The organism is Salinivibrio sp. ES.052 (assembly GCF_900141775.1).
In the GTDB taxonomy this organism is placed as follows: domain Bacteria; phylum Pseudomonadota; class Gammaproteobacteria; order Enterobacterales; family Vibrionaceae; genus Salinivibrio.
In genome coordinates this window covers 242,810-269,351 of sequence record NZ_FSRI01000003.1, presented here as the reverse complement: position 1 = coordinate 269,351, position 26,542 = coordinate 242,810, and the positions used below count along the sequence as shown (strand labels likewise).

Here is a 26,542-nt window from a genome sequence, read left to right as displayed (position 1 = left end):
TCATTCACGGGCAGGGACGTTCATTGATCATGGAGGCAAGTAATGGCTGCGACACCAAAAGTATCAGAAGTCATCGCTTTACCAAGGCAGCAGCTTCATCACAGTCATGACTACAAACAAGTCGTGATTGGCCTCCAGGGGCAAACCGAGTTTGATGTCGGTGGACGTGGGAGCTTAGTGGGTCCTGGGCAAGGTTGTCTGGTAGCGGAGTCACAGGAGCACGCTTTTACAGGGGTTGGGCGGAATGAGATCTTGGTGATCAACCTGCCCTTTCAAGAGTGGGCCGGACAGGCTTTGATGCACGAGAATATTTCACAATTATTTTCTCGTGAGCCGTATTTCCAACTTGATACCCATGCGCAAACACTGATTAAAGCCTTGTCGTCTGAAATGATCGCCAACCCTTCTGATCGCCTATTAAGTAGAGCCTGTGCTGATACCTTGATGTGTGTCTTACATCGTCATTTCCGTGATCATGTCTCCCCTCGCCGTGATGGCCATCGCTTAAATATGGATATTATTGACCGTTACATTCACCAGCATATCAGTCGCAAGATCACCGTCGCGCAGTTGGCGGGCAGTGTTTTTTTGGCTGAGAGCCAATTTCATCAGCTGTTTAAAGAACAGGTCGGCACCACACCTCACCAATATGTGCTGGAAAAACGGTTTGCTCTAGCGAAACAGTTAATAAAAGAAAGTGAATTGACCATGGCACAAATTGCCGATAGCTGTGGTTTCTCCAGCCAAAGTGGTTTCACTAATGCGTTTTCTCGCTATTTTGGCGTATCACCTGCTAAGTTTAAAATCACACCTTGACGTGTATTTATAGCTAGGTTTGGTTTTCCTTATATCAATCATCTGCATTCAATTTGTTATGCCACTATGGCGATCGACAGCTTTATTTGTTAATCATCGGAGTATTTTGCAATAATGCCGGTGTTTTTTGTAAGACCTTACTGATAGAGCACGCATAGAATCGATCGCAAAGTAACAATGACGTAACATTTTCCTGCCCGGATTTGGGAGGACGTGAGTGAGGATACCACTATGTTTAAAGCCATCGATGCTATGCAGCCCTCGTTTGTCGAGCGCCCACTAGCGCAGATTTGGTCGGAAATCTCTCCGCTTTATTGTGTTGACGAAAGCGAATGGCTTAAAGAGCTCATCCCGCTAGCGCAAGCCTCTGAGAGCGAGCGAGAGCAAACACGTCGTCAAGCGACCCAATTAATTGAGCAGGTGAGAGCTGATAAAAAAGCGGTCCAGATGATCGATGCGCTTTTGTTAGAATACAGCCTGGATACCCGTGAAGGGATCCTGTTGATGTGCCTTGCCGAAGCACTCATGCGGGTTCCTGATACTCACACTGCCGATGCGTTAATCCGTGACAAACTGAGTGTCGCTGACTGGAAGGCACATTTACGCCATTCGGATTCATTGTTTGTTAACGCTTCCACATGGGGGTTGATGTTAACGGGCAAAGTCGTGACGTTAGATGAAAGTACCGAAGGCAAACCAGCATCAGTGATTAATCGTCTTGTGAACAAGATGTCAGAGCCTGTGATACGTCAAGCGATGCACCAAGCGATGAAAATCATGGGGCACCAGTTTGTGCTAGGGCGTGACATTGATGAGGCGCAGAAAAACGGTGAAGGCCCCCGTAACAATGGCTTTACCTACTCGTTCGACATGTTGGGAGAAGCTGCGCTAACGCAAGATGATGCCAAAGCCTACTTAGCGGACTACTTACAAGCGATTGAGTCGGTAGGCAATGCCAAAGGCAGCTATCAAGGTCCATCTCCATCAGTCTCTATCAAACTGTCCGCCCTGCATCCTCGCTACGAAGCAGCCAACTACGATCGCATGATGAACGAAATGTTCGACACTGTGTTGGTGTTACTCAAGCGCGCACGTGAAAAAGATGTGGCGATCACCATTGATGCCGAAGAAGCGGACCGTCTTGAGCTCTCGTTAGCATTATTTGAAAAGCTATATCGCGATCCCACTGTTCAGGGCTGGGGTAAATTTGGTCTGGTGGTACAAGCCTACTCTAAACGCGCACTCCCCGTGATCACTTGGCTAGCTGCGCTGGCCAAAGAGCAGGGCGATGTGATCCCGATGCGTTTGGTGAAAGGAGCGTACTGGGATAGTGAAATCAAGCTGTGTCAGCAAACAGGTCATCATGGCTATCCGGTATTCACACGCAAAGAGGCCACCGATGTGTCTTATCTCGCGTGTGCCCGTTTCCTGTTAAGCGAGCATGTGCGTGGCCTTGTGTATCCGCAATTTGCCAGCCATAACGCCCATACCATTGCCGCCATTGCTTCGATGGCCACGCATCAAGAGTTCGAATTCCAGCGCCTTCACGGTATGGGAGATGCGCTGTATAACCACGCGAAAGCCTTGTTTAATACCGAGGTGCGTATTTACGCACCAGTAGGAAGCCACAAAGACTTGCTGCCTTACTTGGTACGTCGCTTACTTGAAAATGGGGCAAACAGCTCTTTCGTCCACCGTTTAGTGGATGCACGCTGCCCGATTGATGATCTTATCGCGGATCCTGTCGATACATTGCGTGCGAACTCAACACTGCACAATGACCGTATTCCGCTGCCTTTAGATATCTTTGGCTCGTCGCGCAAAAATTCTCAAGGCGTCGCCACTGACATTGACTCTGAATGGCAGCCTTTCACCGCAAGCGTTGCTCCCTTTATGGACGCACACCAGTGGCAGGCTGGCCCCATTGTGAATGGCCAGCGCCTGGCCGGTGACACGCATGCCATCGCTGCACCTTATGATCGCGATGAGCCAGTCGGCCAAGTTGACTGGGCAACGGCTGATCAGGTGAATAATGCACTCGATATTGCCGCGAGTGCTTATCCTGAATGGTCTAAAACACAGGTCAGTGAGCGTGGTAAGTACTTACTTGACCTTGCTGATAAACTTGAAGCCAATTTAGGCGAGCTGGTAGCCATTTGTCACCGCGAAGCAGGTAAAACGATTCACGACAGCATTGATGAAGTACGCGAAGCGGTCGACTTTTTGCGCTATTACCCAGAGCAGGCCAATGCCTTGCAGGGCGAGCCGCTCTCATACCGAGGCTTTGATGGCCAGATGCAGACGGTCAGCTATCAAGGACGCGGTGTGTTTACTTGTATCAGCCCGTGGAACTTCCCGTTAGCGATCTTCTTGGGGCAAGTCAGTGCGGCGCTGGTGGCAGGTAATACCGTGGTGGCAAAACCGGCAGAGCAAACCTCCATTATCGCTTATCGCGCGATTGAGTTGCTACTTGAAACCGGGATCCCAGCTGGCGTTATCCAACTGCTCCCGGGCAGTGGATCTGTGGTGGGTGCGCCATTGACCGAAGACAGCCGCATTGCCGGTGTGGCATTCACAGGGTCAACGCCCACTGCTCAGCGTATCACACGTACATTGGCTGAGCGTGACGCTGATCCTGTGCCTGTGGTGGCAGAAACCGGCGGACAAAACGCCATGCTGGTAGACAGTACCGCATTACCTGAGCAAGTGGTGCGTGATGTATTGCGCTCAGCGTTTGCGTCTGCGGGTCAGCGTTGTTCAGCCCTGCGTGTTCTATACATTCAAGAGGATATTGCAGACCGCGTGATTAGCCTGATTAAAGGGGCGATGGCAGAGCTGTCAGTCGGGCGCCCAGAACGGCTCTCCACCGATGTGGGGCCTGTGATTGATCAAACCGCGAAAGATAAGCTGCTCGCTCACATTGAACAAATGAAGCGTAGTGGCAAATTGGTCACCCAAGTGCCGCTCTCTTCGGAGTGTGATAAAGGCACCTTTGTGCCACCAACAGCGTTTGAAATTCGCAGTATCGACCAACTGAGCGAAGAGCACTTTGGCCCGATTTTACACATTGTTCGTTATCGCGCGAACGAACTCGATAAAGTGATTGACGATATCAACCGCACTGGCTTCGGCTTGACCATGGGTGTGCATAGTCGCAATGAAACCACGTGTGCCCACATTGAACAGCGTGCTCGCGTGGGTAACTGCTATGTGAACCGCGATCAAGTGGGTGCGGTGGTTGGGGTTCAGCCTTTTGGTGGCCGAGGTTTGTCAGGCACCGGCCCGAAAGCGGGCGGACCCCATTATCTTTACCGCTTTACACAAGCATCAGTCAACGTGCATTCAGTCGGTTGATATCAGGATCAGGAGAAGCGTCATGCATCAATTCAATAGCGTTTTAGAGCAGTGTGAAGCGGTATGGGAAGACTGGAACGATCAAACCGTTGCGGGCCGCATCACTTTATTACAGCGGTGGTCTGAAACCGTTGCCGCACGGGGGGATGATTTTGCCCAAGCGGCGAGCATGATCCGTTTTCAGTGCGATAGTGCAAACGGATTGCTCAACAAAGTACATGAATTACCAGGACCAACGGGGGAGACTAACGAGCTCTATACCGCCGGGCGTGGCACCGTCGTAGTGACGGGGGATGCATCGCTGACGCCCGTTGCTTTATGTGGCCAGTTAGCGGTGGCGTTGGTTGCGGGTAATTGTGTGGTAGTGAGTGTTGAGGGCACTCACGCTGATATGGTCGACGCGGTACTGGCCGACCTCATTAAAGCCGGATGCCCAGATCGAGTGGCTGTGCGCGTGGGTATCGACGCGCTCAGTGACTTGTTAGTGCACCCGCAAGTTGTTGGATTGGCAACAACAGGGACCAAAGAACATGTGCGAGATGTCAACCGTCAGCTTGCTCAGCGACAGGGTGTGATTGCGACACTGGTTGCGGAAACTAACACTGAGCAGTACCCAGTGATTGGTAGCCCTGATTATGTGCTGCGTTTTGTGACCGAATGCACCCGAACCATAAATATCACTGCTGTAGGTGGTAATGCCACGCTTCTGGAACTCGGCAGTGGTGAACATTAACTTTCCAGAGATGGCCTCGATTGGGGCCATGTAATTGAGGGACAGATATGATAGACAATAGCTATGCCATTAGTGCAACCTTTTTGGCCTATCTCATCATGATGCTTGCCATTGGTGTATATGCCTATAAACGTACCTCCAACTCCGAAGATTACTTCCTCGGGGGGCGTTCGTTAGGCCCATGGCCTGCTGCGTTGTCAGCAGGGGCATCAGATATGAGTGGTTGGTTGTTGCTTGGCCTGCCTGGCTATGCCTACGCAGCGGGAATGGAATCACTTTGGCTTGCGGGCGGTTTGTTGTTAGGTACCTACCTTAATTGGTTGATTTGTGCCAAACGCCTGCGTACATACAGTATTGAAGCAGACAACGCACTGACGTTGCCGGAGTTTTTTGCGCGTCGTTTTGAAGATAAATCAAAACTGTTGCAAACCATCTCTGCTTTTTTCATTTTGCTTTTCTTCCTTTTCTACACCAGCTCAGGCTTGGTTGCAGGGGGTAAACTCTTTACTACGGTATTTGGGTTTGATTACACCACCGCGGTGGTCATTGGCACCATCTGTGTGGTGTCTTACACCTTATTCGGCGGCTTCTTGGCAGTATCTTGGACTGACTTGGTGCAAGGTTTGTTGATGGCTGCAGCCCTATTGATCGTGCCCTTCGTTATTATGGACGGGAGCGTCTTTAAATTGGGCAGCGATGTTGCTGCTATTAATCCTGAGCTGATGACGCTATGGCGTGATGTGGAGGGTGAGCCACTTACCTGGATCAGTATCGCATCGCTGGCGGCTTGGGGGTTGGGTTACTTTGGTCAGCCACACATTTTGGCACGTTTCCAAGCCACCCGTTCAAACAAAGACATTACCACGGCACGCCGTATTGCGGTCGGCTGGTCTGCGCTTTCTATGTTTGGTGCGGTCCTCATCGGGCTGGTGGGGATTTTGTACGTACAGAACGATATGTCGGGTAGTCTGGCTGATGGTGAAAAAATCTTCATGCTACTGGTCAATGCCGCGTTCCACCCAGTGATTGCCGGTATTCTCCTTGCCGCGATTTTGGCCGCGATCATGAGTACGGCTGATTCTCAGCTCTTGGTCTCGTCTTCAGCCCTCGCTGAGGATTTCTATAAGCAAGTATTCCGCCCTGATGCCTCCACGCAAGAAGTGGTGATGGTCGGTCGTGGTGCGGTGATACTGCTCTCTGCGGTTGCATTGGGTCTGGCTATGGATCCTGATAGCTCAGTTCTGGGCCTCGTATCATATGCATGGGCAGGCTTTGGCGCGGCATTTGGTCCTGCGCTGTTGCTGAGCCTTTTCTGGCGTGACATGAACCGTAATGGTGCCTTGGCAGCGATTCTTGTCGGCGGCATCACCGTCGTAGTGTGGAAGCAAATCTCAGGGGGGATCTTCGATCTTTATGAAATCGTCCCTGGTTTCTTGTTCGCAGGCTTGAGCGCTATCATCGTGAGTAAAGCAACCGGTGGTCCAAGTGAGTCTGTATTGAAGCAATACGAATCTTATGAAAAAAGCTTAGATACCATGCCATAAGCTACACGGCCTTGACTATTTAGGTACAAATCGAAAAAGGGAGCGTGCTACCGCTCCCTTTTTTTATGTCATTAATACGCGGAATCGCTTTGACGCACACAGTTACGCCCAGCACGTTTGGCACGGTACAAGGCTTGGTCGGCTTGTTTTAGCCCTTCAACATAATTAGAGGCTTGGTGATTGCCGGCCATGCCAATGCTGACGGTGACTGTCAACGAAGGCGCGATATCGTCAAGATTCAACACAGCGATACGTCGGCGCAGGTCATCAAAATACTGATAGCCATCGGCTGGCGTGCCCGCAAATAGCAATGTGAACTCCTCGCCGCCCCAGCGGGCAATATGGCGCAGATGCGCCCGTTCGTTATCGAGAAAATGCCCGATACACTGAATAATCTGATCGCCCACCAAGTGGGAATGTTGGTCGTTGATGCGTTTAAAGTGATCGATATCTAGGATAGCGACCTGCAACGGATCACCTGACTGATTGGCCTCATCAAAAGCCAAGTGCCAGTACTCGTCAAATGCACGCCGATTGGCGAGCCCTGTGAGAGCATCTTCTTTTGATAACCGCTCAAAATCGTCAGCTTGTGTCTGCAAAGCGTGTGTTTTTTTCTCAACAAGCGCTTTGAGGTGAAGCTCCCTTTTCTTCATATGACGAATTCGCCACATAAATACGCCGTAGGCGAGGGTCACGAGGAGTAAGAAACTAAACGCTCGCACATCAGCGCGTTGCCAAAAAGAAGGCATGACGCTGAAACGGTAGCTGAGAATATCATCACTCCATTCACTGTAGGGATAACGTGCACTGACTTTGAACGTATAGTTACCCGGAGGTAAGTTGGTATATTCAGCAACATGGTTTTCATGACGATAGGCCCAGCCTGACTCAAAGCCCTCTAGCTTGGTTCGATACTGGATTTGTTCGGGCATCGTATAGCCGAGAGCTGCATAGGAAAACAGTACACGGTTGGTCTCCGATGACGCTCTGCCTACTGACTCGGGATTAATCTCTTGGCTATCAAACTGTACTTTCTGCATCACAATCGGCAGAGGTTGACTCAGTAGTCGAGATAACCGAGCCGGGTTAACACTGGTTACACCTTTGGCGGTCGCAAAGACGATCTCACCGCTCGGCGTTTTAGTGGCTGCGGGGTTAGAACCGCCGTTGGCTTGGCTATTCATCATGCCATCACTTTGATCATAATGTTCAAAGTCGATGCGTGAGCGTGTTTTATCGGCGACCTGGTGTGCTTGATAATAATTAATGCGCCAGATCCCTCGATTGCTGGATAGCCAAAAGCTTTGATCGTTGCCTTTTATGATTTGGAAAAACTTATCAATGGGTAGCCCTTGAGGGCGTCCGACTAACGAGATGTGACCATCAGATTGGCGATAACGCACAAGGCCGCGATCGGTGGCCATCCAAACGTAACCTGGCTCGGAGAAAAACCCAAACACATACTGCGCGGCTTCTTGGTTAGAGAGATCCAAGGTTGTGAGCGTCTCTTTTTGAAGGTAGCTTGCCCCGCTCCCCGTACCGATCCAGAGCTTGCCCCTATTATCCACAGCCAGTGACATAACGTAGCTGCCTGGCAATGCACTATTCTGCGAGTGATACAGATTGCGTTGTTGATAAACCCGTGGTGGTGCGTTTGTTGGACCGCCTTGTTCCTTCTGAAATTCAACTAAACCGCGTGGCGTGCCAATCCACAACCTCCCGTCATGTTCGACAATGGCGCGGATTTCATTATCTGGTAGTTGCGCATTAATGGCTTTGGCGGGAGTAAGCGATCCCTGGTGCCAATAATAAAGGCCTTGTTGGTAGGTACCGACCCACAGACCGCCTTGCTCTCGATGCGCGAGGCTCAGCACAGAGATATTATCAGCGAGCACATGCGCCGTGCCTGTCAATGTCTCAATGCGGCTAAGCCCCTCGCTCGTACCTGCCCACACGGTATGCTCATCGCCAGCAAGCACAGTGCGCACATAGTTACCGGCTAGCCCATTGTCTTTTGTTAGCGTCACAAAAGGCGCGTATCGAAGCCGCATCGCACCGCCATTGGTCCCAATCCAAATACTGCCCTCATTGTCTTCAAACCAGGACAATATTCGGTTGTTGGGCAGTCCTCGGTGTTCTTCAAGAAAATCGATATGGTGCCCTTTCATGTGAGCAATACCGTGGCTAAGGGTCCCGAACCAATACGCACCCCGACTGTCTTGTTCAATCATAGTAATGGCTTGGTGGAGCAGCTCGCTTGCCAGCGGGGTCCAACGACTATTTTTATAGCGCCAAGCGCCATTTTCGGAGCCGACTAAAAGGCTCCCCTCCTGGCCACTGGAAACGTAAAAGGCTTTGCGAAAGAGATTATGAAAAGAAAGAGGCGTCGCGCCGTTTTGCAAAGAAAGTTGATAGACCCCTTTTTCGGTCGCTGCATAGATATTGCCATTGCTCGTTTGAGTGAGGTGATAGCTGCTGATGGTTGGAATAAATGTCTGTGGAGTCGGGTCGGCTTGCGAGAGTTGCTCGGGGGCGTAGTAAGCAATCCCCATTCCCTCCACCGCTAACCACAAGCCGCCCGTTTGGTCATGAAGCGCATCATTGATTAGGCTCGGTGCCGTGGGAAGACTTTGCCATGAAAAGCCCTGACGCATCACCAAGCTTCCGCGAGCACCGCCGGCATAGAGCTGATTGTCAGGCCCTGTCGCGAGGGCGCGGGTACCCGAGTCTTTCATTTGTGTATCCGGGCCGCGATCAAAGCGCACAAACTCTAAACCATTATAACGTGCCACGCCTTCCCAGGTGGCAAACCACAAGTAGCCGTCTGAGGTTTGGGCAATCGCATTGATGCTGTTGTGTGGTAACCCGTTGGCGGAGGTCCAGGTTTCAATAAAATAATCAGACAGTTGATTATCATCTGCATAACTGGGTGTGACCAGATGCCCAGCCAAACCTAACCAACACAAAAGCGTGATACACACGAGACGTCGGCTTAGTTGTGGTGGGATATGTCTCAGTGTGTTCCTTAAGTGCATCTTTTGTTCTTCGCTCCGATTCCGAGTAGACTGGCGATTCTATCTTAATCACTGTTTATTTCTTGGACATTGAGGCCAGGTTTTAACAGCAAATTGAGAAAGATCACACTAGAAGCATAAACATCAAGCAGGCGTAGTAACCCATGATGCAGTTTATGGCGATTCGCCAGCAATTATTAGCGCAAATAGATCGCGGATTATTGGCGCCGGGCAAGAAATTACCTGGGGAGCGACAACTCGCGGAAACATTTTCTACCACGCGAGTCACCTTGCGTGAAGCACTTGCCGTGCTAGAGGCGGAAGGGCGTTTATATCGACGAGAGCGCCGTGGTTGGTTTGTTGCACCGACACCTTGTGCTTATGATCCGAATCAGTTGATGGATTGGCAACAGTATTTTTCGCCTTATGGCGGCCAGTTTTATTGGATGACACAAAAGACGCAGATGGCGGATGCCATGATCAGTGACCAAATGCAACTTCCCCCGTTTGGGCAAGTTTTTGAAGGTGAAGGTATTGTAAGCGTGGAGCAGTTGCCTGTTGGTTTTGTGCGTACGTTTCTTCATCCCGAGTTTTTTCCTACGATCTGGGACGCTGGCGACAAGGCAACACTGGCTGATCCCGCAATGGTGGCGAGTGAGTCGCACTGGTCAAGTGCTTGGGAAGCGTTGGAAGAGAAGCGGAGTAAGGCGCTAGAGGTGGCGGCTGGCACGCCAGCTTTGATGTTAAGGCGCTATTGGCGAATTCATCAAGCCAGCGGTTGGCGAACTATTCGTATCGATCAAGAATGGTGGCGACAACATGCGGTGTCGCTTTGCGGTGGGTCAGCGTATGAGACTCGCCGGTGAACGTTGAAAAAAGGCGAGTAAGTCTTCAATACTGAATGCTCGTGTCACCAGAGGGTGTTCGGTAGTGGGGACATTGGGGTTAGAGTTAAAATGTACGGTTCGCATTTGCGCATTAATGCCCGCTTGGATCCCTTTGTTTGTATCATCAATAAAAACACATTGTTCTGTAGGGCATGCCATATTCATCGCCGCGTAGTGGAGAACATCTGGCGCAGGCTTCCAGCTGTTGGTATCAAACGCACTGAATAAGCGATGTTCAAAGTAAGGCAGTAGCTTGGTCAGCCTCAGTGCGTGTTCCATTTTTTCAACTGGCCCATTTGAGGCCACACAGACATCAATCCCTTGTTGGTTGAGTGTTTGTAGCAACGTTTCTATGCCAACAATCGGCTGTAACCAAGCGTCGAAATACTGATGACATAGTTGTCTAAATCGCGGTTCGAGTTGATCGATAGGAATGTTAGCACCATTTCGCTCACACGTTTGTTGAAGCACCGCGGTGAGTTTCCCTCCCTCAAAATGATCCAAAGATTCTTGTAGATCAATACGTACCCCAAATGTGGAGAAAGTCTCTACCAATGCTTGGTGGGACAGTTTCTCAGAATCTACCAGTGTGCCATCACAATCGAATATTGCGCAGCTAATTGGGGCATCGAATGTATTTGACATAGCCACTCCCTTACGTCTCTCCTTGTATCCTTGGCTGTGATTGGATAATCAACAAGTCAGTGACATGGTAAATGCCAACTGTGTCTTGCATTCTCGCCGATTTTGTTATCAAAATTGGTCAGGGATCGACTTTTAACGACAAGGAATCATGAAGATGGATTATCAACATCGATGTCAAACCGGCATCCCTCTTGATCTGCCTGTGGGGCAAGTGATTTGCGTGGGCCGTAACTACGCGGCCCATGCTGTGGAGCTGAATAATCCTATTCCCTCTGAGCCTGTGTTGTTTATGAAACCTCCCAGTGCGATTCAATCTTTAGGAGAAAGGCTGTCTGTGGTCGAGCGCTTTATGCCTGTTCACTATGAAACGGAGCTGGCTGTGTTAATCACTCAGCCGTTATTTGATGCCAGTGAATCGCAGGTGCGAGCCGCGTTAGGAGGAATGACGCTCGCGCTGGATTTAACCCGTCGTGAAGAGCAAAGTCGTTTAAAACAAAAAGGGTTACCTTGGGAGAGAGCCAAAGCATTTGCGGGCAGTGCGATTGTGGGGGCTTTTTTACCGGTTCCGGAGAGTTGGGAAGCGGTGACATTTTCACTATCAATGAATGGTGAACAGCGTCAGCAAGGACAGACGGGACAGATGCTGATGCCCGTGATCGCGCTTATTCAGCACATAAGCCAAACGTTTTGGTTGAATCCAGGTGACATTGTGTTAACAGGGACCCCGGAAGGGGTCGGTGCGCTCGCTGAAGGCGATAAACTTTCAATGACATTGAATGGATACCCTATCGGTCAAACCCATGTTGTGCTTCAGTCTTGCGCGTCGTTTATCCAGGGAAAAAGTATTTGACGTTGAGAGGGCGTTAGCGCAGAGACACTGGCTATGTTATGAGCTGGGATAAGATCGGGGTCTTGACCATAATGATCGAGCGCGCGAGACATACTTGCTTCGCGAATTAAATGGAAACACGGATATGGGGAACGATTGGTCAAGTTTTCACTGTCTTCTGGGGCGCAACCTTCAAAACAGTAATTGGGATGAAAGCTGGCCACTTGGAAGATCCCCCGCCAGTTGTAGTGGTCAATCATCGCCTCTGTTGCATCGATCAGATCGAGGTAGTGCTCAAAGTCGGCGAGCGCGTTGGGTACCACAACCACTGTGGTGTCTGTGATCGCCGAGTCAACATGTGCTAGATGTACCAATGCATGATAGACGGTTTCCAAAATGGCAGCGTCATCTTCGGCATCGCAAACATCGAGATGAATTTGTTGGTTTCGACGTGGCTTCGCGGCGAAAGGACAAAGGTTAAGTCCGATTACAACATCGTCTAGCCATGTGTTCATTTGTGTTTCTACCGTGTTCATAAAAGTCTCGCCAAGAGAGAAAATTGCGCACCCGAATAACGGCTACCTATTAAACGATAAGCTAGCGCTTTTTAGATTGTGCTTGATACGCTTTGGTTCCCCATAATGGAACCGTCGACAGGCTGTGCTTAAAGCTTCCAGAGGTTTCTTTGGTCGAGTAAGACAGGTACATCAAGGTTTGGTTTTTTGCATCAAAGATCCGACGAATTTTCATTGACTTAAAAAAGATACTTTTTGATTTTCGAAACACCACTTCACCGGATGCGCTCTTATCGATGTCCGCAATCATTTTCGGTGTTATTTCACCCGTCTGGCGACACGAAATAGCGCTATCGCTTGGGTCTGAAAAACTCAGATCGGCTTCGACGGAGGCGACATGGCAGGTGACGCCACTGACGACAGGATCGACTAAGTGATTGAGTTTTATATCTTTCATGGTAAACATGCCCAAGCTCACGTCACCAACTTCATCGTTATCACAGCCAACCAAGATCGTCGCAAGGACGAGCATTAATAGCGTTTTTTTCATCGTGTTTATCCTTTTCAAGCGTGGCAGAAGTGTACCATAGTCGATGTAGGCTGTGTGGATAGAGAACAACGTCAGGTACCCATAGCACGGTTGATTGTTGCGGCCAATTAAACGGCCACAGAGGATAAATAAAAGGAGGAAAAGCGTCGAGGATGTCTGCTATTCACGAAATTGGGCATCACCATCTTTACCTGATAGCGACTCGGGCTCAAAGGTCATGAGTACGTGGGCCGCGTCGCAGTAGCTACCTGTGTCGGCGAACGTTTTTCTCGCCGCCGCTATTTTACGTTCAGCAATGCGTCGAATCGTTTGTTGGTTCGTTTGGTTGCTGAATGTCATTTGCTTGCTAATCATTTCTTGGCTAAATGTGGATTTGCATATGACTTCGTTTTTCTGCGTGATGAGTCGTTCGGACTTTGATGTACTCTCGTTATCGGCGTAGGCGAATGTAGTAAAAACGACTAATAGGGCAACAAACGCTCTTGTCATAACCCTGACTCCTTATGCTATTTGTTTCAATAATAGCATTAAGCAGTGGCGTCGCCTACTGACGACGCCGTGCTATTACAGAGACTCGTGTGATCAAATTATAATGATAAGTCACTATCTGCAGGATTCGAAACGTGGAGTGATTCCCGTATGTCGCTCATTTGCCTTGATTCTAAATAGTAGCCGAGTGCGGACAACCAGATGAGGGCATAAGCGACGAGTTCCGTGCTTTCCTCCGCAATACTTTTAACGTCTCGCACATACATGTTGCCCATCGCTTGTTCCCATAGCTCACTCATTCCAAATAAGCGTGAGTAGACGAGTAGGAGGCCTAAAGCGATCATTAAAACAGTACTGCTTCGGGCGTTAACGGCATTGGCGAGGCTCGTGATAACCTCTTGCCAGTGTTTTGTGGCGGGCCATATCGCTAAGCCGGTTACCAGTAACGCAGGGACTTTCCAAAAACCATGTACGATCACGTCTAAGGTGGCATCGAGTTCACGGATCATTAATACCAAGAAAAATGCGCTCATGAGTGTCGCAGCATGGTGGAGCGGTTGGCTGTGTTTGGCGACTCGGCGAAACGTAAAAACTGTGGCAGCCAGCAGTATCAATTGAGAAAGCTCGATCAATGAGGCCTCAGACGCTACGTTATGTGCAGCCACACTATAATGGATGATGCCTGCAATAGCGGCCAGATAGAGTGCGATGATAAAAAATTGTCCGGCGCCTCTAAGCACGGTATGAGAAGAACATGAAGATCGTAGTAGTGTCATATCACCCTCAGCTAGATAAAAACGATCAGCCCGTCCGTAGGTAGCGTCATCACTTTATGTGTGACTTGTATCCCAAAAATGTCAGTCAGGATGATATTACGGTGCGGTTTATCAGACTGCAATAATTTATGTGATCTATGTCACCACATGTTCAGTGTCGTGTCAGGATTGTGGGTTTTATCTGGTCGAATGCCCAGTTTAAAGGTGTCGGTGTCAGTAAATTTACACTGTAAATAGCAGACATTGACGGAAGTATTTATCTAATTATTGAAGAACCATCGACTATCTATATGAAAGAAAACATTTTTTATTGTTTTTTAGTTGGGCTGGGCAGACAATGAAGTCCAATACTTTAGATAGGAGAGCCTTTATGTCTGAGCTTCAAGCGAGCTGCCTGTGCGGTGGCGTCCATCTCTCTTTTCCCGATGCTTTTCTCTACATGGGTAACTGCCATTGCTCTGAATGTCGCAAGTTTACTGGGGCCGATTATTCGTCAGTCGGTGGTATAGAGGCCGAAAAAGTAACCGTTACCGCGGGCCAAGATCATCTTCGCTATTATGACAAGAGTGCCGAAACGGTTCTCGCGTTTTGTGGGCACTGTGGGTCGAGTCTTTTTTCCCACAAGGTCAACCGAGGGATATTCAATATTCGCCTTGGTATTTTGGACTCCACCCCGCAACACACCCCCGATTTCCATATTCATACCGCCTCAAAAGCCCCTTGGCATACACCCAATGAAGCATTGAAGCAGTTTGAACATGGGCCGGACTAGTGAGGTCACATTATGCAGTTACTGATCCGTCCCCTGACGTTGGCTGATACTGAATTGCTATATCAGTTTGAATTAAAAAACCGCGCTTTCTTTGAACAGTATATTGAATCACGGGGTGAGGCTTTTTATAGCGAGATAGGGGTTTTAACCCACATTCAAGAATTGGTGGGCTTAAATCAGCTGGGGCAACATCTTCCGATGTTGATCACGGATGCGCAGGGGGTTCTCTTGGGGCGTGTGAATATTAGCCAAATCGACAACCAAGTGCGTGAAGGCGGGCTAGGTTATCGAATTGCACAGCAGCATACCGGGAAAGGTGTCGCCTCACGTGCCGTAAAATATGCACTAGAGGTGGCGCGTGAACATGGATTGCATTCACTTAACGCCATGGCGTCGACGACAAATATTGCGTCTCAGAAGGTGTTAAGTAAAAATGGGTTCTTAGTCTGTGGCATCGCTCCTCAGTGGACATCGGTGGCGGGTAAAATCATTGATTGCATGTGCTATAAAACCGATATCGTGCCTACGCGAGTAAGAGAACCATTGTGACACTCGTTGATGGGTCTAGAATATCTCATCCACCCGTGCCAACATTGATGCATAAATTGACACGTAGCGTCCGCGTTGGCGTTGCATGATAAAGAGGAAAAACAATGGCTGATTTAAACGCATTGAGCTTGTATCACAAAGAGCACTGCCCCTTTTGCCATAAAGTGCGTGCCGTGATGACAGAGCTTAAGCTCGATATTCCGCTGGTGGATATGAACGCTAACGCCGAAGAATGGCAACGTCTGCAATCGGAAGGCGGTAAAGGCATGGTGCCATGTCTGCGCATTGATCAAGGCGGCGAAACCCAGTGGATGTATGAATCGGACGATATCATCGAATATTTGCGAGACAATTTCGCATAATTAAACCAGATGCTGGTCACGAGGGTCGCAGTTATCAATGCGACCTTCTTTTTCAAGTATTAGTACCTGTATGTCTGCCTCTCCGCCTCCTTCAACGCCCTGTGTACTGTGTCAGCACCCAAGGCCGCTGACTTTCCATCATTTAATCCCCAAAAACTGCCATCACAACAAATGGTTCACCAAACGCTTTTCCCGCCTTCACATGCGTGAGCAAGGTATTTGGGTGTGTCGACGTTGCCACGCCTTTATCCATCGCCAATTCAGTGAAAAACACCTGGGGCGCGCATTACACAGCCTCGACCTTTTGCTTGCTGAACCAGTGATCCAAGACTACATCCACTGGGCGCGCAAACAGCGCTCGTAGTAGATTATTGGTGGGATATACCCTCCAACAATGCAAAGTGGGTTCAAAAAAATGGCGATGGAAATGACAACATAAATACAGGCTCGTTAGCCTGCTGGCTGAGCAACTTTTTGCTTGGCTTGGCAAGAAGTTGCTTGGCACGTGCAAAAAATTGGTCAGTCATCGTTTAAAATATTGAATTACAACAATAAAAAAACTGGCATGCATTTCGCAATGTAGGGTGGCGAACACGCGATACCACCGCGGTGGTGTTGCTATCCCATTACATAGACAGGAGCGATTATGCCAACGCCATGTTATATCTCGATTGAAGGTGAAACTCAGGGTTTAATTACTGCCGGTGCCTGCACCGCGGATTCTATCGGTGATGCCTTTGTAGAAGGCCACGAAGACGAGATGCTGGTACAACAGTTTAACCACAATGTGACCGTGCCGACTGACCCTCAGTCTGGTCAGCCATCAGGCCAACGTGTGCACAAGCCATTTAAATTCACCGTTGCGCTCAACAAAGCGGTGCCGTTGCTTTATAACGCACTGGCGTCCGGCGAGAAGATGTCAACGGTTGAGCTGAAGTGGTACCGCACCTCGATTGAAGGTAAACAAGAAAACTTCTTTACCACCAAGCTGGAAAGCGCTTCGATTGTGGACATTCACTGCGAGATGCCCCATTGCCAAGACCCGGCGAAGTCAGACTTCACCCAGAACCTGACCGTGTCGATGTCTTACCGCAAAGTGACGTGGGACCACGTCAACGCAGGCACCTCAGGCTCAGACGACTGGCGCAAGCCAATCGAAGCCTAATCTTTCATGGCGACATGAAGACACAAACAGCCTGCCTTTACGGGCGGGCTGTGGTGCGTTGAGCCAGCAGACGGCAGGGTCTGGCTGAACGTATCAGGGTAAACAAGCAACCGATAGCTGCTTCACCACGATGGTGGGGCGTGAGGTGTATCTCAAAGCAGGAGCAAATGTCGTGCTTGATGCTGGGACGGAGATTACGGTAACTGTCGGTGGTAGCTCGGGCTATCAAGGAAAACACACTCAGTCTCCGTGCTCGGAGAACAATCCTTAGTCGTTTATTGTTAGTATTTAGAAATTGAGGAATATATGTCAAAAGCTGCACTTGTTGGTCATGTGGGAACTGCGCATGATGGCTTTCCACCTACGCCCATTATCGCGGGATCTTCAACGGTAAAAGTTGATGGTATACCAGCGGTTCGCAAGGGAGATCCACTTGCACAGCATAGTAAACCTAAGCACCCGCCGCATGGGCGAGCGGTGAATGCAGGTTCTGGCAGTGTCAATATTGATGGCAAGCCTGCCGCACGAATTGGTGATGCCATAAGCTGTGGCGGCGTAATTTCAGGAGGTTCGAGTGTCAACATTGGTTAAGCCGTCACGATTAAAAGTCAGTTTATATATCTTTTTGCTTGTTGCGAGTGGGCAGTCTTTCGCTGAACAGGTTGAGGTAGAAGCCAACCCCTTTGTGTCACTAGAACCGGTTGAGAAAATCGTTGATGACTATGATATCCAGGCGATGGCCCCTCAAGCCTTGTTTGAGCACGGACGTTTATCTCGGGCGCAATTTCATTACCAGCGTGCTGAAAAATATTTAAGAGCCGCTGCCGATGAGGGTATTGTTCCAGCGGCCTACTTATACGCTGTGCTTATCAGTGATGATGGTAAAAAGCTGGATTATTCGCCGGATGCGCAGCAATATCTCACTCGGGCAGCCAAAGCGGACTATATTCCGGCCATGAAACTCTTAGTCGAAAAAGGAGAGTGGTTGTCAGTCAATCATCGTACTATTTGGCGTTATAAGTATGAAGAGGCGCTAGCAGCTTGGTATGAGGATGCGCCTGAAGATGCTGCCTTCAGTCTGTATCAGTACACTTATTCAACGGACAAAGAGAAAGCCGAGCGGTATTTAGAAGAAGCGATTGCGGCGAATGATGTTGATGCCTTGTTACATAAAGCATCGCAAATAGAACTGGCTGAGCGCGGCTTTTATATTTTCCCAAGCTCTCGCCTTGATGCGGCTGCTGAGGTGAAAAAGCAGATTGCTAACGCCGGTGGGATTCCAGGTACGAAAAGCTTATATCGCGATTTCATCCGCCGAGGGGAAAGCCCTAAAGCCGTTGAGTGGAGAAAAAAAGCCATTGAGCAAGGTGACCTCATGTCACTTGCTGCACTAGGGCGCCTTTATACTACAAACTACACGCCTGAAGACGTTGAATACACTGATGGACTCGTTTATCTCTCTGCGTACTTAGATGTGGTCGGTCAAGGACGGTTCGTGACCTTGAGGGAGCAGGCAATGGAACAGTTTGAGCTGGCTTCCTCTCGGGTGTCAAACGAGACTATTGAAGAGGTCGAACATAGAGCGGCTGCATTACGCAAAGCGCATGTGTTTTTCTACTACGATCGCTATTGGCAAAAGACGACGGTGAAGAGTAATACCGCCTCTAAGGCAGTTAATTAATCATTAACGTTTTTATTTCATCAATAAACGGCTAAATCGACGACTCATTGTTTCTCGATCCGATTTCGGCCGTTTTCTTTGGCCAGATAGAGTGCCGTATCGGCGCGATGAATAATCGTATCTTGAGTATCGCCGGATATAAAGCGTGTGTAACCGATACTAATAGTGAAACGGATTGTTTGACCTTCTACATGGATAACTTCGGCATGTACTCGGCTCACGAGACGCTGTAATACTACTTCAGCGCCGCCAAGGTTAGTTTCTGGAAGTAAACACAAAAACTCTTCCCCTCCCCAGCGACCATAAATGTCATTGGTCCGTGATTCCTCTCTGACGATGTTCCCAAATCGCTGCAGCGCGATATCGCCTGCTCGGTGGCCATAGCTATCGTTCAAATGCTTGAAATTGTCAAAATCAACAATAGCAAGAGTCAGTGCGTTTTTATAACGTTCGCAACGTGCCAGCTCTTTAATCAGTATGTTGGTAAGATAATGCCGGTTGTAGAGCTGTGTTAACGAATCTGTATTTGCCTGAATTTCCAAAAGTTGCTGAGCTTGTTCGAGCGCTTCCCAGTCTCTTAAGCGAGCCAACTCGTGGCCGACCCATTCGGCAAAGAGCCTCACCAGTTCATAGTCTTGGGAGACAAAGGGGCGACTCGGTTCAGGGCTTGAAAAATTTAACGTGCCATAGCGCTCGCCATCAATAAAGATTGGGGCGCCGATATAGGCCTCAAGGCCGAACTGCTCGTAGCAGGGGTGCGTTTTGATGTTGCTCTGCGCAACATGATGGAACCCTTGCGCCTCATTGGCCTCGTAAACGTGGCAACAGTATGTTTTCTTTAAATCGAACACCTGGCCAGGATGTAATGCATTATCAGGGTGCTGTGCATATTGCACGGTGTAGCGCTGACCATGAATTTGGCTGAGTATGCCAATAGGTAAGTTAAAGTGTTTACAACCGAGAGAGAGAATGCGCTCGACGCGCCGGCAAAAATCTAAATTGCGTGCTGAAGTGATTGAGTGGAGTTGGTTGAGCGTGGACTCTACTTCTACGCGGGTGCTAATGTCTTGAATAAAAGCCACATACATGGTGATGACTTGCTGCTCATCGCATACTGGGCCACCATGTGTTTCACCCAAAAATACATGGCCATTAGCGGTTTTATACCTCACCACATAAGTGTCGTAGTAGGTATGCACGGCCTCTGTGTTAAAGCGGTCTTTACCTGTTGCGATAAAGTCCTCTTGTTCAGCATAAAGAATACGCGTGCTAGCGCCTTTGACATCCGCTAGGCCGCAACCGAACAGGGCTTCTGCTTGTGGGTTAAAAAACTGGATACGGCGCTCTGTGTCAGCGATAACCACCGCCGTATCGAGATGGCGAAAAAGTGAGGGCAGGATGGTGGCAATATGCTGATATTGGTCGGTGGACTCGTTCACTGCTGGGCTCTATACGTCTACTTAGCTAGAGTAAGCGTAGTACAAATCCCAGCAAGTGTGCCCCCCGTGGCTGAGTCGGCCATGCTGTGACGTGGATTATACTGAGAAAGTAAATACTTCAGCCATCGACATCGCAATATTATTGTCGTAATAGGCGGCTTCATTAATGAAGTGCGGATAGGCCGTGTAGTCGCCTTGCCATGTTAATTCGTTGCCATCAAAACACATAAACAGTGGGTCACCGGGCTTTATCGGCTGAAAGTCTTTGTCTTGAACGTGTTGGTGAACCATACCAATCCGCTCTCCATGCTCATTTTGTGGTAAATGTAGTGTCTCTTTGTAACGGTACGCGGTGACATTTTTAGGCAGTGCTGGCACCTTATCAATATTAAATAGATGCACGAAGTCCAAAATGTGTGTCGTCATTTCTTGCATCGATTCCATTACATCATGACGCAGCACCGATTGGGGCTGTGGACCCACCTCAACGATCACCCCTTGTTTACCGATCGAGCATAAAAATGCATGCTGAATAGGCTCTATATGATCTTCGACTAAAATAACTGCATCGGGCATACGCTCACTAATGTAAGCGGCGAGCTGCTTATTGAACGTATCAAGTGTCAAGAGTATCAGTGTGGGTCCCATGTTGCTGGTGGTGTTATGCAGGTCGATAATAAAATCGACGCGCGGATCCCCTTTAGGGCCTAATTGTTGGTTTAGGGCTTTAGCGCGACTTTGCTCGTAGTTTGCCAAGCTGTAATCAGCCAGCAGTTGAGGGTCGAATTGGCGGTTAAGGTCGCAGTCTACATAGCGTTTGTTGGCGCTATAAGCAGAGGGGTTAGCAAACACATGTTCGGTGGAAAAACTATCGCGGGCTGTGATTGTTGGATTGGATTGCCACTGTTTCAGTGCGTAAATACCGCTAAACTCGTTACCGTGGGTGCCACCAACAATGGCAACGTTACTAAACCGACTCATGAAAGCTCCTGATAGGTGAAGAATAATCGCATGGACTTGTCTATTCAGACAGCTTAGCACTAACCACTCGATAGGTTAACAGCATAAATTTTCGTTTTTAATGTTCTTTTATTCAAATCAGTATTGGTTTGATAGTGTAGCCCCTATGCTTTTTCGAGTCAGTTCACACTTCAGCTGAGTGGAAATCGTTAGCCTAGCGGGAGACGATACAAAGAGGTGAACAATGAAAACGGTATTTCCTGAACATTTTTTATGGGGTGGCGCGGTGGCGGCTCACCAAGTTGAGGGGGGATGGGTTTGCGGCGGTAAAGGCGTCAGCATTGTGGATGTGTTGACTAAAGGTGCCCATGGTACCCCGCGCAAAATTACCCAGCGTGTTGAAGAACATGAAGCCTATCCAAACCATGATGCCGTGAATTTTTATCATCGCTACCGTGAAGATATTGATTTATTTGCAGAAATGGGTTTTAAGTGTTTTCGTACGTCTATCGCGTGGTCGAGAATATTTCCTCTTGGTGATGAGCTCACGCCGAATGAAGCAGGCCTTGCCTTTTATGATGACCTTATTGACTACCTATTAGAGAAAGGGATTGAACCTGTCATTACGCTTTCTCATTTTGAGATGCCTCAGCACCTTGTCACCCAATACGGGGGCTGGGCTCATCGAGATGTGGTTGAGTTCTTCGTGCGGTTTTGTGAAACGGTACTGACGCGGTATCGCGATAAAGTCACCTATTGGATTACCTTTAACGAGATCAATAATCAGCTCAACTGGGACTATCCGCTATTTGGCTATTGTAATTCAGGTGTGGTTTTTACCGAGCACGATCACCCCGAGCAGATGCTCTACCAGGTGCTTCATCATCAATTCGTGGCCAGTGCCAAAGTGGTGGCTCTAGGGCATGTGATTAATCCGGATTTTAAAATAGGTAGCATGATCCACATGATGCCGTTGTATCCGGCGAGTTGTCACCCTGATGATATGTTGGCGTCACAGCAAGCGATGCGTGACAAATATTTATGCAGCGATGTGCAGTTGCGAGGCCACTACCCACACTATGTTTGGCCGCAATGGGCCAGCAAAGGGATCGAGGTCAACATGCATCAAGAGGATGCAACGATTCTTAAAAACGGCTGTGCGGACTTTTTGGCGATCAGCTACTACATGACGAATATCGTAGATGCCAATCCGCCAGAAGAAGATGAAAATGCTTTATTCACTGCAAGCCGATTGAATCCGCATCTACCCGCTTCGGACTGGGGCTGGCAAATTGATCCCAAAGGTCTACGCTTTGCGCTTTCTGAGCTGTATGAGCGTTACGAAAAACCGATTTTTGTGGTGGAAAATGGGCTTGGCGCGACAGATAAGCGTGAAACCTCGGGGGAAATCAATGATGATTACCGCATCAGCTATTTATCACAGCATATCGAGGCTCTTGGTGAAGCTATCTGGCACGATGGTGTTGATGTGATTGGCTACACCCCATGGGGCTGCATCGATTGTGTTTCGTTCACGACGGGTGAATACCGTAAACGCTATGGTTTCATCTATGTTGACCGCCATGATGACGGTAGTGGCGACTTTTCTCGCCATCGCAAAAAGAGCTTTTACTGGTATCAACACGTGATTCAGAATAATGGGCTGCTGCCCGATTAGCGGTTGATGTTATGGGACGGTGTTGCCGTCCCATTTTTGTTAGCCTAAGCTAGGCTGATAGTCCACTTCGATCACTTCTCCATACTCTATCCCCTGCTCACGATAACCGACCAAGCTCTCAATGACGTTAAAATGGGCAACAACCGCAATTGTATTGTAGTCTTGGTAGGTGTCGAGCACGGATGTCACTCGGCGATACAACGCGGTGGCGGACTCATAACCTGCATTGGTCACTTCATTTCCGTTGGCAAACAACTCTCTATACTCGACCCAGCGTCGATCACGTTCCGAAAGAGGAATATAGCTACCCTTTATGTCTGCTTGCCATTCGCGCAAATCGTGTTCGACAAAAAGATCTTTTTGCAGTTGTCGATTGAGGATTTCCGCCGTCTGGAGGGCACGTGTATAAGGAGAGGAAAGAATGATATCTGCTTGTTGCAAACTTGGGTGGTTTGCCAACGCTTGGATCTCTGGAATACAAGCGCGTTGCAGCGGTGCGTAGTCTTTTTCTAACTGGCTCATTTGGCGGGCGTCAGCCAAAGAGTAATCGGTTTTCCCATGGCGGACAAAGACGACTTTCATCGGGCTTCCTTTTCTAGATTCGAGGCGATTTTTATTATGTTCATTCAGCGAGATCGGTGTGCGAAGGGCAATGCTTACCTGCATGCCACAGTATTGGGGTTGTAGCATACCGTCATCGTGCTGTCATGATTCTCCAGAGCCACGGGGAGTATGACGTGAGCAAGCTCGCTATTTTTCTTCTCTTTGATCAAGAATATTAATTCGGTCACGCCCTTCTTCTTTGGCTTGATAAAGCCGTTGGTCTGCCATTTCTAATAAATAAGAGTCACTGGTCTCATTGGAGGGGTATGTCACGATGCCGCCAATACTGACCGTGATGACATCACCATCTGGATTTTTTACATGAGTCAGGGCAAGTTCGGCGATGTCATCGCGAATGCCGTCGGCCAGTGTGTTTAGCTGGGATGCATACTGTGTCGGGAGCGTGATAGCAAACTCTTCACCACCAAATCGAGCTACCGAGCCTTGATAGGCTTCGGTTTGTGTGAGCAAGACACGCGCAATCTTCGTAAGTACTTCATCGCCTTGCAGGTGTCCATACTCATCGTTGTACGCTTTAAAATGGTCGATATCGATCATCATGACTGCAACGGGTAACCCACTCTCAATGCCATCATAAATATGGTTTTTCAGCTCGCGTTTAAAGGGTCGGCGGGTGCTCAAGCGAGTCAGATCATCGGTTTCTGCTTGTACTTTTAGTTTTTCGTTGGCGATGATCAGTTCTTCCTGTAGTTCTTCCATCGCAAAATGATTACGCTCGCGGATCATGACTTCACTGATTGCGGTCGCGAAACGCTTGAGGAGCAGCGTTTTGCTGTTGTCCCAAATAAACGGTAATTGACGATTCGCAACAGTGATCATCCCAAAACTTTTCCGTCCATCTGTCAGGGGGAATGCGGCAAACGAAAGGATGTGTCGTTGGCGTAACCATGAGCGCTCGTTGATGGCATCATCACCCAGTTGTCCCACATGGGGAACCACTAGCGTGTCTATATCCGCGAGCCATCGTTTAATCATATGCATGTCGCTTAAATCGACCGTCTCTGGTGCAAATTCGACGTCTGTAGGCCAATAGCAACGACGTTTGGCGCGATAGGCATCAAAGGCATACCAGCCGATTGCCTCAACACCCAGTAGGGAGGCCATTTTGGGGAAAATAAGCTCCACGTCCTCGGTGATATGTTGAGAGTCTGCGCGCAAAAATTGAATTGAGATATCAGCCAGTAATGAGCTGGCGTTAGATTGCCAATTCAGCGCTTTCGTCCGTTGCTCAACCTGCTCTTCGAGTAACGTTTGATGTTGGCGAAGTTCACGTTCCGTACTGCGTTTTTGTAATAGATCATCCCTGATGCGTGATTGCATCGCATTGATCGAGCGCGATACGTTACCAATTTCATCATTCCGTTGGATCAATTGAATGGGAACACTGGTTTGGTTGGCTTTGTCTGCTTGATAGTAGTCCAGTGCGCTTGAAAGCTGTTTAAGAGGCCGAGAGCACAGGCGATTTAGAATCCAGAGGATAAGCAAGGTAATAGTGAGTGTTTCGACAAAATGTACAGTAGCCACCGGTAACGCACTGCTCAAGGCTTCACGCTTGACTTCACTGCGGTCGATGACAATATTCAGAGTGCCGATATTATTGTCTTGAACCGTCAATAAAGACTGCTGGTTGCCATCACAGCCTTCACCGTTATGATTGACCTCGGTGATATGAGTCCCATCAAACCCTTTCACCGCGACGCGGCAAACGGTGGGGATCATCGATAACCCTTTTACACTCTGGCGCACGAGTTCTAAATCAACGACCCAGAGGGCATGGCTAATGACGCGAGTGGCGTTTTGGCTTCGGTTTTCTACCAATTGCGTCGTGGTGGTGAGTGCGCGCTGATAGTTAATATACATTTGTGTCAGGGTGGTCCCGACCGCAAACAATAAACTGATCGCGAGCACGATACAGGCAACGCGAGTTTGAAGACCATGTAAGTTTATATCGCGTTTTGTCACTTAGTTATCCATTGGGGTTGATGTGAATGCACAATAATTTTCGGTCTGTTGGGCCATTTTTAGAAATGGGATCTCATGCCATGCCTGTTTGCGCAATTGTGAAAAAAAGAGAGAGTTGGGTTTGATTAAACGAAATAGCTGCTCTTTGCATCTTTTCGGAATATCCCAGCCATTATCGTGCGCATAGATATGGCTTAATGCAAGGCCTGCAGCCGTAAAATGCCCGCCACCAAGCGCTGAAATATCGCCTTGCTCACGTAGAGAGAGTACTTTCTTGGACGTATTCACCGTCGCAAAAAAAATGTCATCACCGGGTGTTTTCCCCGCTTCTTTGGCTGCTTTTATTGCGCCAAATGCCATATGGTCATTGGCGGTCCATACATAGCGAACATCAGGGTAGCGCTGTAACAATGTACCCATTTGCTCGTAACTGATGGATTCATCCCACTGACCATGAACGACTTGGTGCAAGGTAATGTCTGAGTGGTCAATGAAAAAGCGCTTGCCACCCGCTTCGCGTTGTACCGATGCGGGTGTGGTGAGATCACCTGAAATCATGATAGCTTCGCCGGGCGCATTATCGCTTGCTTGCACCATGGCTTGGGCGATTGCGTAGCCTATCGCGTGGTTGTTAGGAATAATGCTTGGCAATAAGTACTGTTGCCAATGTGGGTCTTGGTAAAGCGCTGTTTTAGTCTGCTCATCCACATCATTCAGAATAAACTGGATATAAATCGGGTATCTTTTCAGTATTGGTAACAGCTTTTTAGCAGCCAGCTTCTCATTGACAAGGATGATGTAATCAGGATGGTTTGGCTTACTCAAGGTTGCAGCCAGGATTTGGCGCACGACGAAGTGATTGCGGTCTGCATGGCGGATCGTCAAGTCAATATCTAATGCGGTGGCAGCAGCATTGGTGTATTCATCCACGTCGTACCAGAAGCTTTCAGTGGCATAACCAGGGTTGATAAACAGCACTCGCGTTGGGCTTTGATCCGCATTGGCTATCATATTAATCATCATGCACATCGACACCATAAGCCAAATAAACAATCTTCTTCGCATTTCTTGATACTGTGCCTATGTTATTCATTGAACCTATTTAGGATAGCGCATTTGTATACGTTTGATTGTGGTGGCTTTATCATATTGTCTTATCCGTTTGAGTGTTGGCCTAGCGTCACGTAAATTTTATTAG

Annotated in this window: 25 protein-coding genes; 13 read left to right on the top strand and 12 right to left on the bottom strand. The window is 48.7% G+C overall.

Translation table 11 applies throughout. The features are described 5' to 3' along the window. Positions 1–42 precede the first annotated feature (42 nt). The 4 genes from BUQ98_RS14165 (at position 43) to putP (ending at position 6,447) form a co-directional block, all read left to right on the top strand. Positions 43–816 carry an AraC family transcriptional regulator gene (locus tag BUQ98_RS14165; RefSeq protein WP_074214449.1) on the top strand — a complete coding sequence of 258 codons (774 nt, stop codon included), beginning with the start codon at positions 43–45 and terminating at the stop codon, positions 814–816. 231 nt (positions 817–1,047) lie between these two features. Then, positions 1,048–4,170, top strand: a complete 3,123-nt coding sequence (gene putA / locus BUQ98_RS14160; protein WP_074214448.1) for a bifunctional proline dehydrogenase/L-glutamate gamma-semialdehyde dehydrogenase PutA — start codon at positions 1,048–1,050, stop codon at positions 4,168–4,170. A gap of 22 nt (positions 4,171–4,192) precedes the next feature. Next, complete coding sequence (locus BUQ98_RS14155) at positions 4,193–4,903, top strand: aldehyde dehydrogenase family protein (RefSeq protein ID WP_074214447.1); 711 nt, start codon at positions 4,193–4,195, stop codon at positions 4,901–4,903. Between the two features lie 47 nt (positions 4,904–4,950). Next, entirely contained in the window at positions 4,951–6,447 is a 1,497-nt protein-coding gene (putP, locus tag BUQ98_RS14150; protein ID WP_074214446.1) for a sodium/proline symporter PutP, read from the top strand. A gap of 71 nt (positions 6,448–6,518) precedes the next feature. Here the strand turns inward: putP and BUQ98_RS14145 are convergent, their stop codons facing one another. Beyond that, on the bottom strand, positions 6,519–9,482 hold the full coding sequence (locus BUQ98_RS14145; protein WP_074214445.1) for a ligand-binding sensor domain-containing diguanylate cyclase: 2,964 nt from the start codon (positions 9,480–9,482) through the stop codon (positions 6,519–6,521). Between the two features lie 143 nt (positions 9,483–9,625). On the opposite strand from BUQ98_RS14145, the gene BUQ98_RS14140 reads away from it, so the two are divergent. Beyond that, the gene (locus tag BUQ98_RS14140; protein WP_074214444.1) at positions 9,626–10,327 is read left to right on the top strand and encodes a GntR family transcriptional regulator; all 702 of its coding nucleotides are present in this window, start codon (positions 9,626–9,628) and stop codon (positions 10,325–10,327) included. Here the strand turns inward: BUQ98_RS14140 and BUQ98_RS14135 are convergent. Continuing rightward, positions 10,304–10,993 carry an HAD-IA family hydrolase gene (locus tag BUQ98_RS14135; RefSeq protein WP_074214443.1) on the bottom strand — a complete coding sequence of 230 codons (690 nt, stop codon included), beginning with the start codon at positions 10,991–10,993 and terminating at the stop codon, positions 10,304–10,306. The genes BUQ98_RS14140 and BUQ98_RS14135 overlap by 24 nt on opposite strands. A gap of 154 nt (positions 10,994–11,147) precedes the next feature. Between BUQ98_RS14135 and BUQ98_RS14130 the strand changes: the two genes are divergently transcribed. Further along, the gene (locus BUQ98_RS14130) at positions 11,148–11,843 is read left to right on the top strand and encodes a fumarylacetoacetate hydrolase family protein (protein ID WP_074214442.1); all 696 of its coding nucleotides are present in this window, start codon (positions 11,148–11,150) and stop codon (positions 11,841–11,843) included. Here BUQ98_RS14130 and BUQ98_RS14125 read toward each other — a convergent pair. From BUQ98_RS14125 to BUQ98_RS14110, 4 genes are all read right to left on the bottom strand, one after another. After that, positions 11,804–12,358, bottom strand: a complete 555-nt coding sequence (locus BUQ98_RS14125; RefSeq protein ID WP_074214441.1) for a DUF1415 domain-containing protein — start codon at positions 12,356–12,358, stop codon at positions 11,804–11,806. The two genes, BUQ98_RS14130 and BUQ98_RS14125, sit on opposite strands and share 40 nt — an antisense overlap. Positions 12,359–12,419: 61 nt before the next feature. Continuing rightward, entirely contained in the window at positions 12,420–12,887 is a 468-nt protein-coding gene (locus BUQ98_RS14120; protein WP_074214440.1) for a CreA family protein, read from the bottom strand. A gap of 159 nt (positions 12,888–13,046) precedes the next feature. Then, the gene (locus BUQ98_RS14115) at positions 13,047–13,376 is read right to left on the bottom strand and encodes a hypothetical protein (protein ID WP_074214439.1); all 330 of its coding nucleotides are present in this window, start codon (positions 13,374–13,376) and stop codon (positions 13,047–13,049) included. Between the two features lie 98 nt (positions 13,377–13,474). Next, complete coding sequence (locus BUQ98_RS14110; RefSeq protein ID WP_139294768.1) at positions 13,475–14,152, bottom strand: hypothetical protein; 678 nt, start codon at positions 14,150–14,152, stop codon at positions 13,475–13,477. Between the two features lie 370 nt (positions 14,153–14,522). Here BUQ98_RS14110 and BUQ98_RS14105 point away from each other — a divergent pair, with 370 nt between their 5' ends. From BUQ98_RS14105 to BUQ98_RS14095, 3 genes are all read left to right on the top strand, one after another. Continuing rightward, positions 14,523–14,924 carry a GFA family protein gene (locus BUQ98_RS14105; protein WP_074214437.1) on the top strand — a complete coding sequence of 134 codons (402 nt, stop codon included), beginning with the start codon at positions 14,523–14,525 and terminating at the stop codon, positions 14,922–14,924. 12 nt (positions 14,925–14,936) lie between these two features. Beyond that, positions 14,937–15,473 (top strand): GNAT family N-acetyltransferase, encoded by a 537-nt coding sequence (locus BUQ98_RS14100; RefSeq protein ID WP_074214436.1) that lies wholly within the window; start codon positions 14,937–14,939, stop codon positions 15,471–15,473. Positions 15,474–15,577: 104 nt separating this feature from the next. Continuing rightward, positions 15,578–15,835, top strand: coding sequence for a glutathione S-transferase N-terminal domain-containing protein (locus BUQ98_RS14095; protein WP_074214435.1), 258 nt, complete (start codon positions 15,578–15,580; stop codon positions 15,833–15,835). Positions 15,836–15,977: 142 nt separating this feature from the next. Here BUQ98_RS14095 and BUQ98_RS17215 read toward each other — a convergent pair whose 3' ends face one another. Next, a complete protein-coding gene (locus BUQ98_RS17215; protein ID WP_256359498.1) occupies positions 15,978–16,109 on the bottom strand; it encodes a hypothetical protein in 132 nt (43 codons plus the stop codon). 372 nt (positions 16,110–16,481) lie between these two features. Between BUQ98_RS17215 and BUQ98_RS14085 the strand changes: the two genes are divergently transcribed. The 3 genes from BUQ98_RS14085 (at position 16,482) to BUQ98_RS14075 (ending at position 18,681) form a co-directional block, all read left to right on the top strand. After that, positions 16,482–17,000, top strand: a complete 519-nt coding sequence (locus tag BUQ98_RS14085; RefSeq protein WP_074214433.1) for an Hcp family type VI secretion system effector — start codon at positions 16,482–16,484, stop codon at positions 16,998–17,000. Between the two features lie 306 nt (positions 17,001–17,306). Next, on the top strand, positions 17,307–17,591 hold the full coding sequence (locus tag BUQ98_RS14080) for a type VI secretion system PAAR protein (protein WP_074214432.1): 285 nt from the start codon (positions 17,307–17,309) through the stop codon (positions 17,589–17,591). Further along, on the top strand, positions 17,575–18,681 hold the full coding sequence (locus tag BUQ98_RS14075; RefSeq protein WP_074214431.1) for an SEL1-like repeat protein: 1,107 nt from the start codon (positions 17,575–17,577) through the stop codon (positions 18,679–18,681). Before BUQ98_RS14080 ends, BUQ98_RS14075 begins: the two co-directional genes overlap by 17 nt. Before the next feature lie 44 nt (positions 18,682–18,725). Here the strand turns inward: BUQ98_RS14075 and BUQ98_RS14070 are convergent, their stop codons facing one another. Both BUQ98_RS14070 and BUQ98_RS14065 read right to left on the bottom strand, forming a co-directional pair. Continuing rightward, positions 18,726–20,120 (bottom strand): sensor domain-containing diguanylate cyclase, encoded by a 1,395-nt coding sequence (locus BUQ98_RS14070; RefSeq protein WP_074214430.1) that lies wholly within the window; start codon positions 20,118–20,120, stop codon positions 18,726–18,728. Between the two features lie 96 nt (positions 20,121–20,216). Beyond that, positions 20,217–21,101 carry an aspartoacylase gene (locus BUQ98_RS14065; RefSeq protein ID WP_074214429.1) on the bottom strand — a complete coding sequence of 295 codons (885 nt, stop codon included), beginning with the start codon at positions 21,099–21,101 and terminating at the stop codon, positions 20,217–20,219. A gap of 223 nt (positions 21,102–21,324) precedes the next feature. Between BUQ98_RS14065 and BUQ98_RS14060 the strand changes: the two genes are divergently transcribed. After that, a complete protein-coding gene (locus tag BUQ98_RS14060) occupies positions 21,325–22,758 on the top strand; it encodes a 6-phospho-beta-glucosidase (RefSeq protein ID WP_074214428.1) in 1,434 nt (477 codons plus the stop codon). A 39-nt stretch (positions 22,759–22,797) separates the two neighbouring features. Here BUQ98_RS14060 and BUQ98_RS14055 read toward each other — a convergent pair whose 3' ends face one another. From BUQ98_RS14055 to BUQ98_RS14045, 3 genes are all read right to left on the bottom strand, one after another. Beyond that, positions 22,798–23,340: a histidine phosphatase family protein gene (locus BUQ98_RS14055; protein WP_074214427.1), complete on the bottom strand. Its 543-nt coding sequence runs from the start codon at positions 23,338–23,340 to the stop codon at positions 22,798–22,800. Between the two features lie 168 nt (positions 23,341–23,508). Further along, positions 23,509–25,344, bottom strand: coding sequence for a GGDEF domain-containing protein (locus BUQ98_RS14050; RefSeq protein ID WP_074214426.1), 1,836 nt, complete (start codon positions 25,342–25,344; stop codon positions 23,509–23,511). Continuing rightward, entirely contained in the window at positions 25,345–26,367 is a 1,023-nt protein-coding gene (locus BUQ98_RS14045; RefSeq protein ID WP_074214425.1) for an ABC transporter substrate-binding protein, read from the bottom strand. Positions 26,368–26,542: the final 175 nt, after the last annotated feature.

Excerpts from the sequence above, each read along its gene's own strand:
- BUQ98_RS14120 (WP_074214440.1), bottom strand. The coding sequence starts at position 12,887 with ATGAAAAAAACGCTATTAATGCTCGTCCTTGCGACGATCTTGGTTGGC.
- BUQ98_RS14080 (WP_074214432.1), top strand. The coding sequence starts at position 17,307 with ATGTCAAAAGCTGCACTTGTTGGTCATGTGGGAACTGCGCATGATGGC.
- BUQ98_RS14100 (WP_074214436.1), top strand. The coding sequence starts at position 14,937 with ATGCAGTTACTGATCCGTCCCCTGACGTTGGCTGATACTGAATTGCTA.
- putP (WP_074214446.1), top strand. The coding sequence starts at position 4,951 with ATGATAGACAATAGCTATGCCATTAGTGCAACCTTTTTGGCCTATCTC.
- BUQ98_RS14165 (WP_074214449.1), top strand. The coding sequence starts at position 43 with ATGGCTGCGACACCAAAAGTATCAGAAGTCATCGCTTTACCAAGGCAG.
- BUQ98_RS14110 (WP_139294768.1), bottom strand. The coding sequence starts at position 14,152 with ATGACACTACTACGATCTTCATGTTCTTCTCATACCGTGCTTAGAGGC.
- BUQ98_RS14125 (WP_074214441.1), bottom strand. The coding sequence starts at position 12,358 with ATGAACACGGTAGAAACACAAATGAACACATGGCTAGACGATGTTGTA.
- BUQ98_RS14135 (WP_074214443.1), bottom strand. The coding sequence starts at position 10,993 with ATGTCAAATACATTCGATGCCCCAATTAGCTGCGCAATATTCGATTGT.
- BUQ98_RS14145 (WP_074214445.1), bottom strand. The coding sequence starts at position 9,482 with ATGCACTTAAGGAACACACTGAGACATATCCCACCACAACTAAGCCGA.
- BUQ98_RS14105 (WP_074214437.1), top strand. The coding sequence starts at position 14,523 with ATGTCTGAGCTTCAAGCGAGCTGCCTGTGCGGTGGCGTCCATCTCTCT.
- BUQ98_RS14065 (WP_074214429.1), bottom strand. The coding sequence starts at position 21,101 with ATGAGTCGGTTTAGTAACGTTGCCATTGTTGGTGGCACCCACGGTAAC.
- BUQ98_RS14060 (WP_074214428.1), top strand. The coding sequence starts at position 21,325 with ATGAAAACGGTATTTCCTGAACATTTTTTATGGGGTGGCGCGGTGGCG.
- BUQ98_RS14085 (WP_074214433.1), top strand. The coding sequence starts at position 16,482 with ATGCCAACGCCATGTTATATCTCGATTGAAGGTGAAACTCAGGGTTTA.
- BUQ98_RS14155 (WP_074214447.1), top strand. The coding sequence starts at position 4,193 with ATGCATCAATTCAATAGCGTTTTAGAGCAGTGTGAAGCGGTATGGGAA.
- BUQ98_RS14130 (WP_074214442.1), top strand. The coding sequence starts at position 11,148 with ATGGATTATCAACATCGATGTCAAACCGGCATCCCTCTTGATCTGCCT.
- BUQ98_RS14140 (WP_074214444.1), top strand. The coding sequence starts at position 9,626 with ATGATGCAGTTTATGGCGATTCGCCAGCAATTATTAGCGCAAATAGAT.
- BUQ98_RS14045 (WP_074214425.1), bottom strand. The coding sequence starts at position 26,367 with ATGATGATTAATATGATAGCCAATGCGGATCAAAGCCCAACGCGAGTG.
- BUQ98_RS14055 (WP_074214427.1), bottom strand. The coding sequence starts at position 23,340 with ATGAAAGTCGTCTTTGTCCGCCATGGGAAAACCGATTACTCTTTGGCT.
- BUQ98_RS14115 (WP_074214439.1), bottom strand. The coding sequence starts at position 13,376 with ATGACAAGAGCGTTTGTTGCCCTATTAGTCGTTTTTACTACATTCGCC.
- putA (WP_074214448.1), top strand. The coding sequence starts at position 1,048 with ATGTTTAAAGCCATCGATGCTATGCAGCCCTCGTTTGTCGAGCGCCCA.
- BUQ98_RS14095 (WP_074214435.1), top strand. The coding sequence starts at position 15,578 with ATGGCTGATTTAAACGCATTGAGCTTGTATCACAAAGAGCACTGCCCC.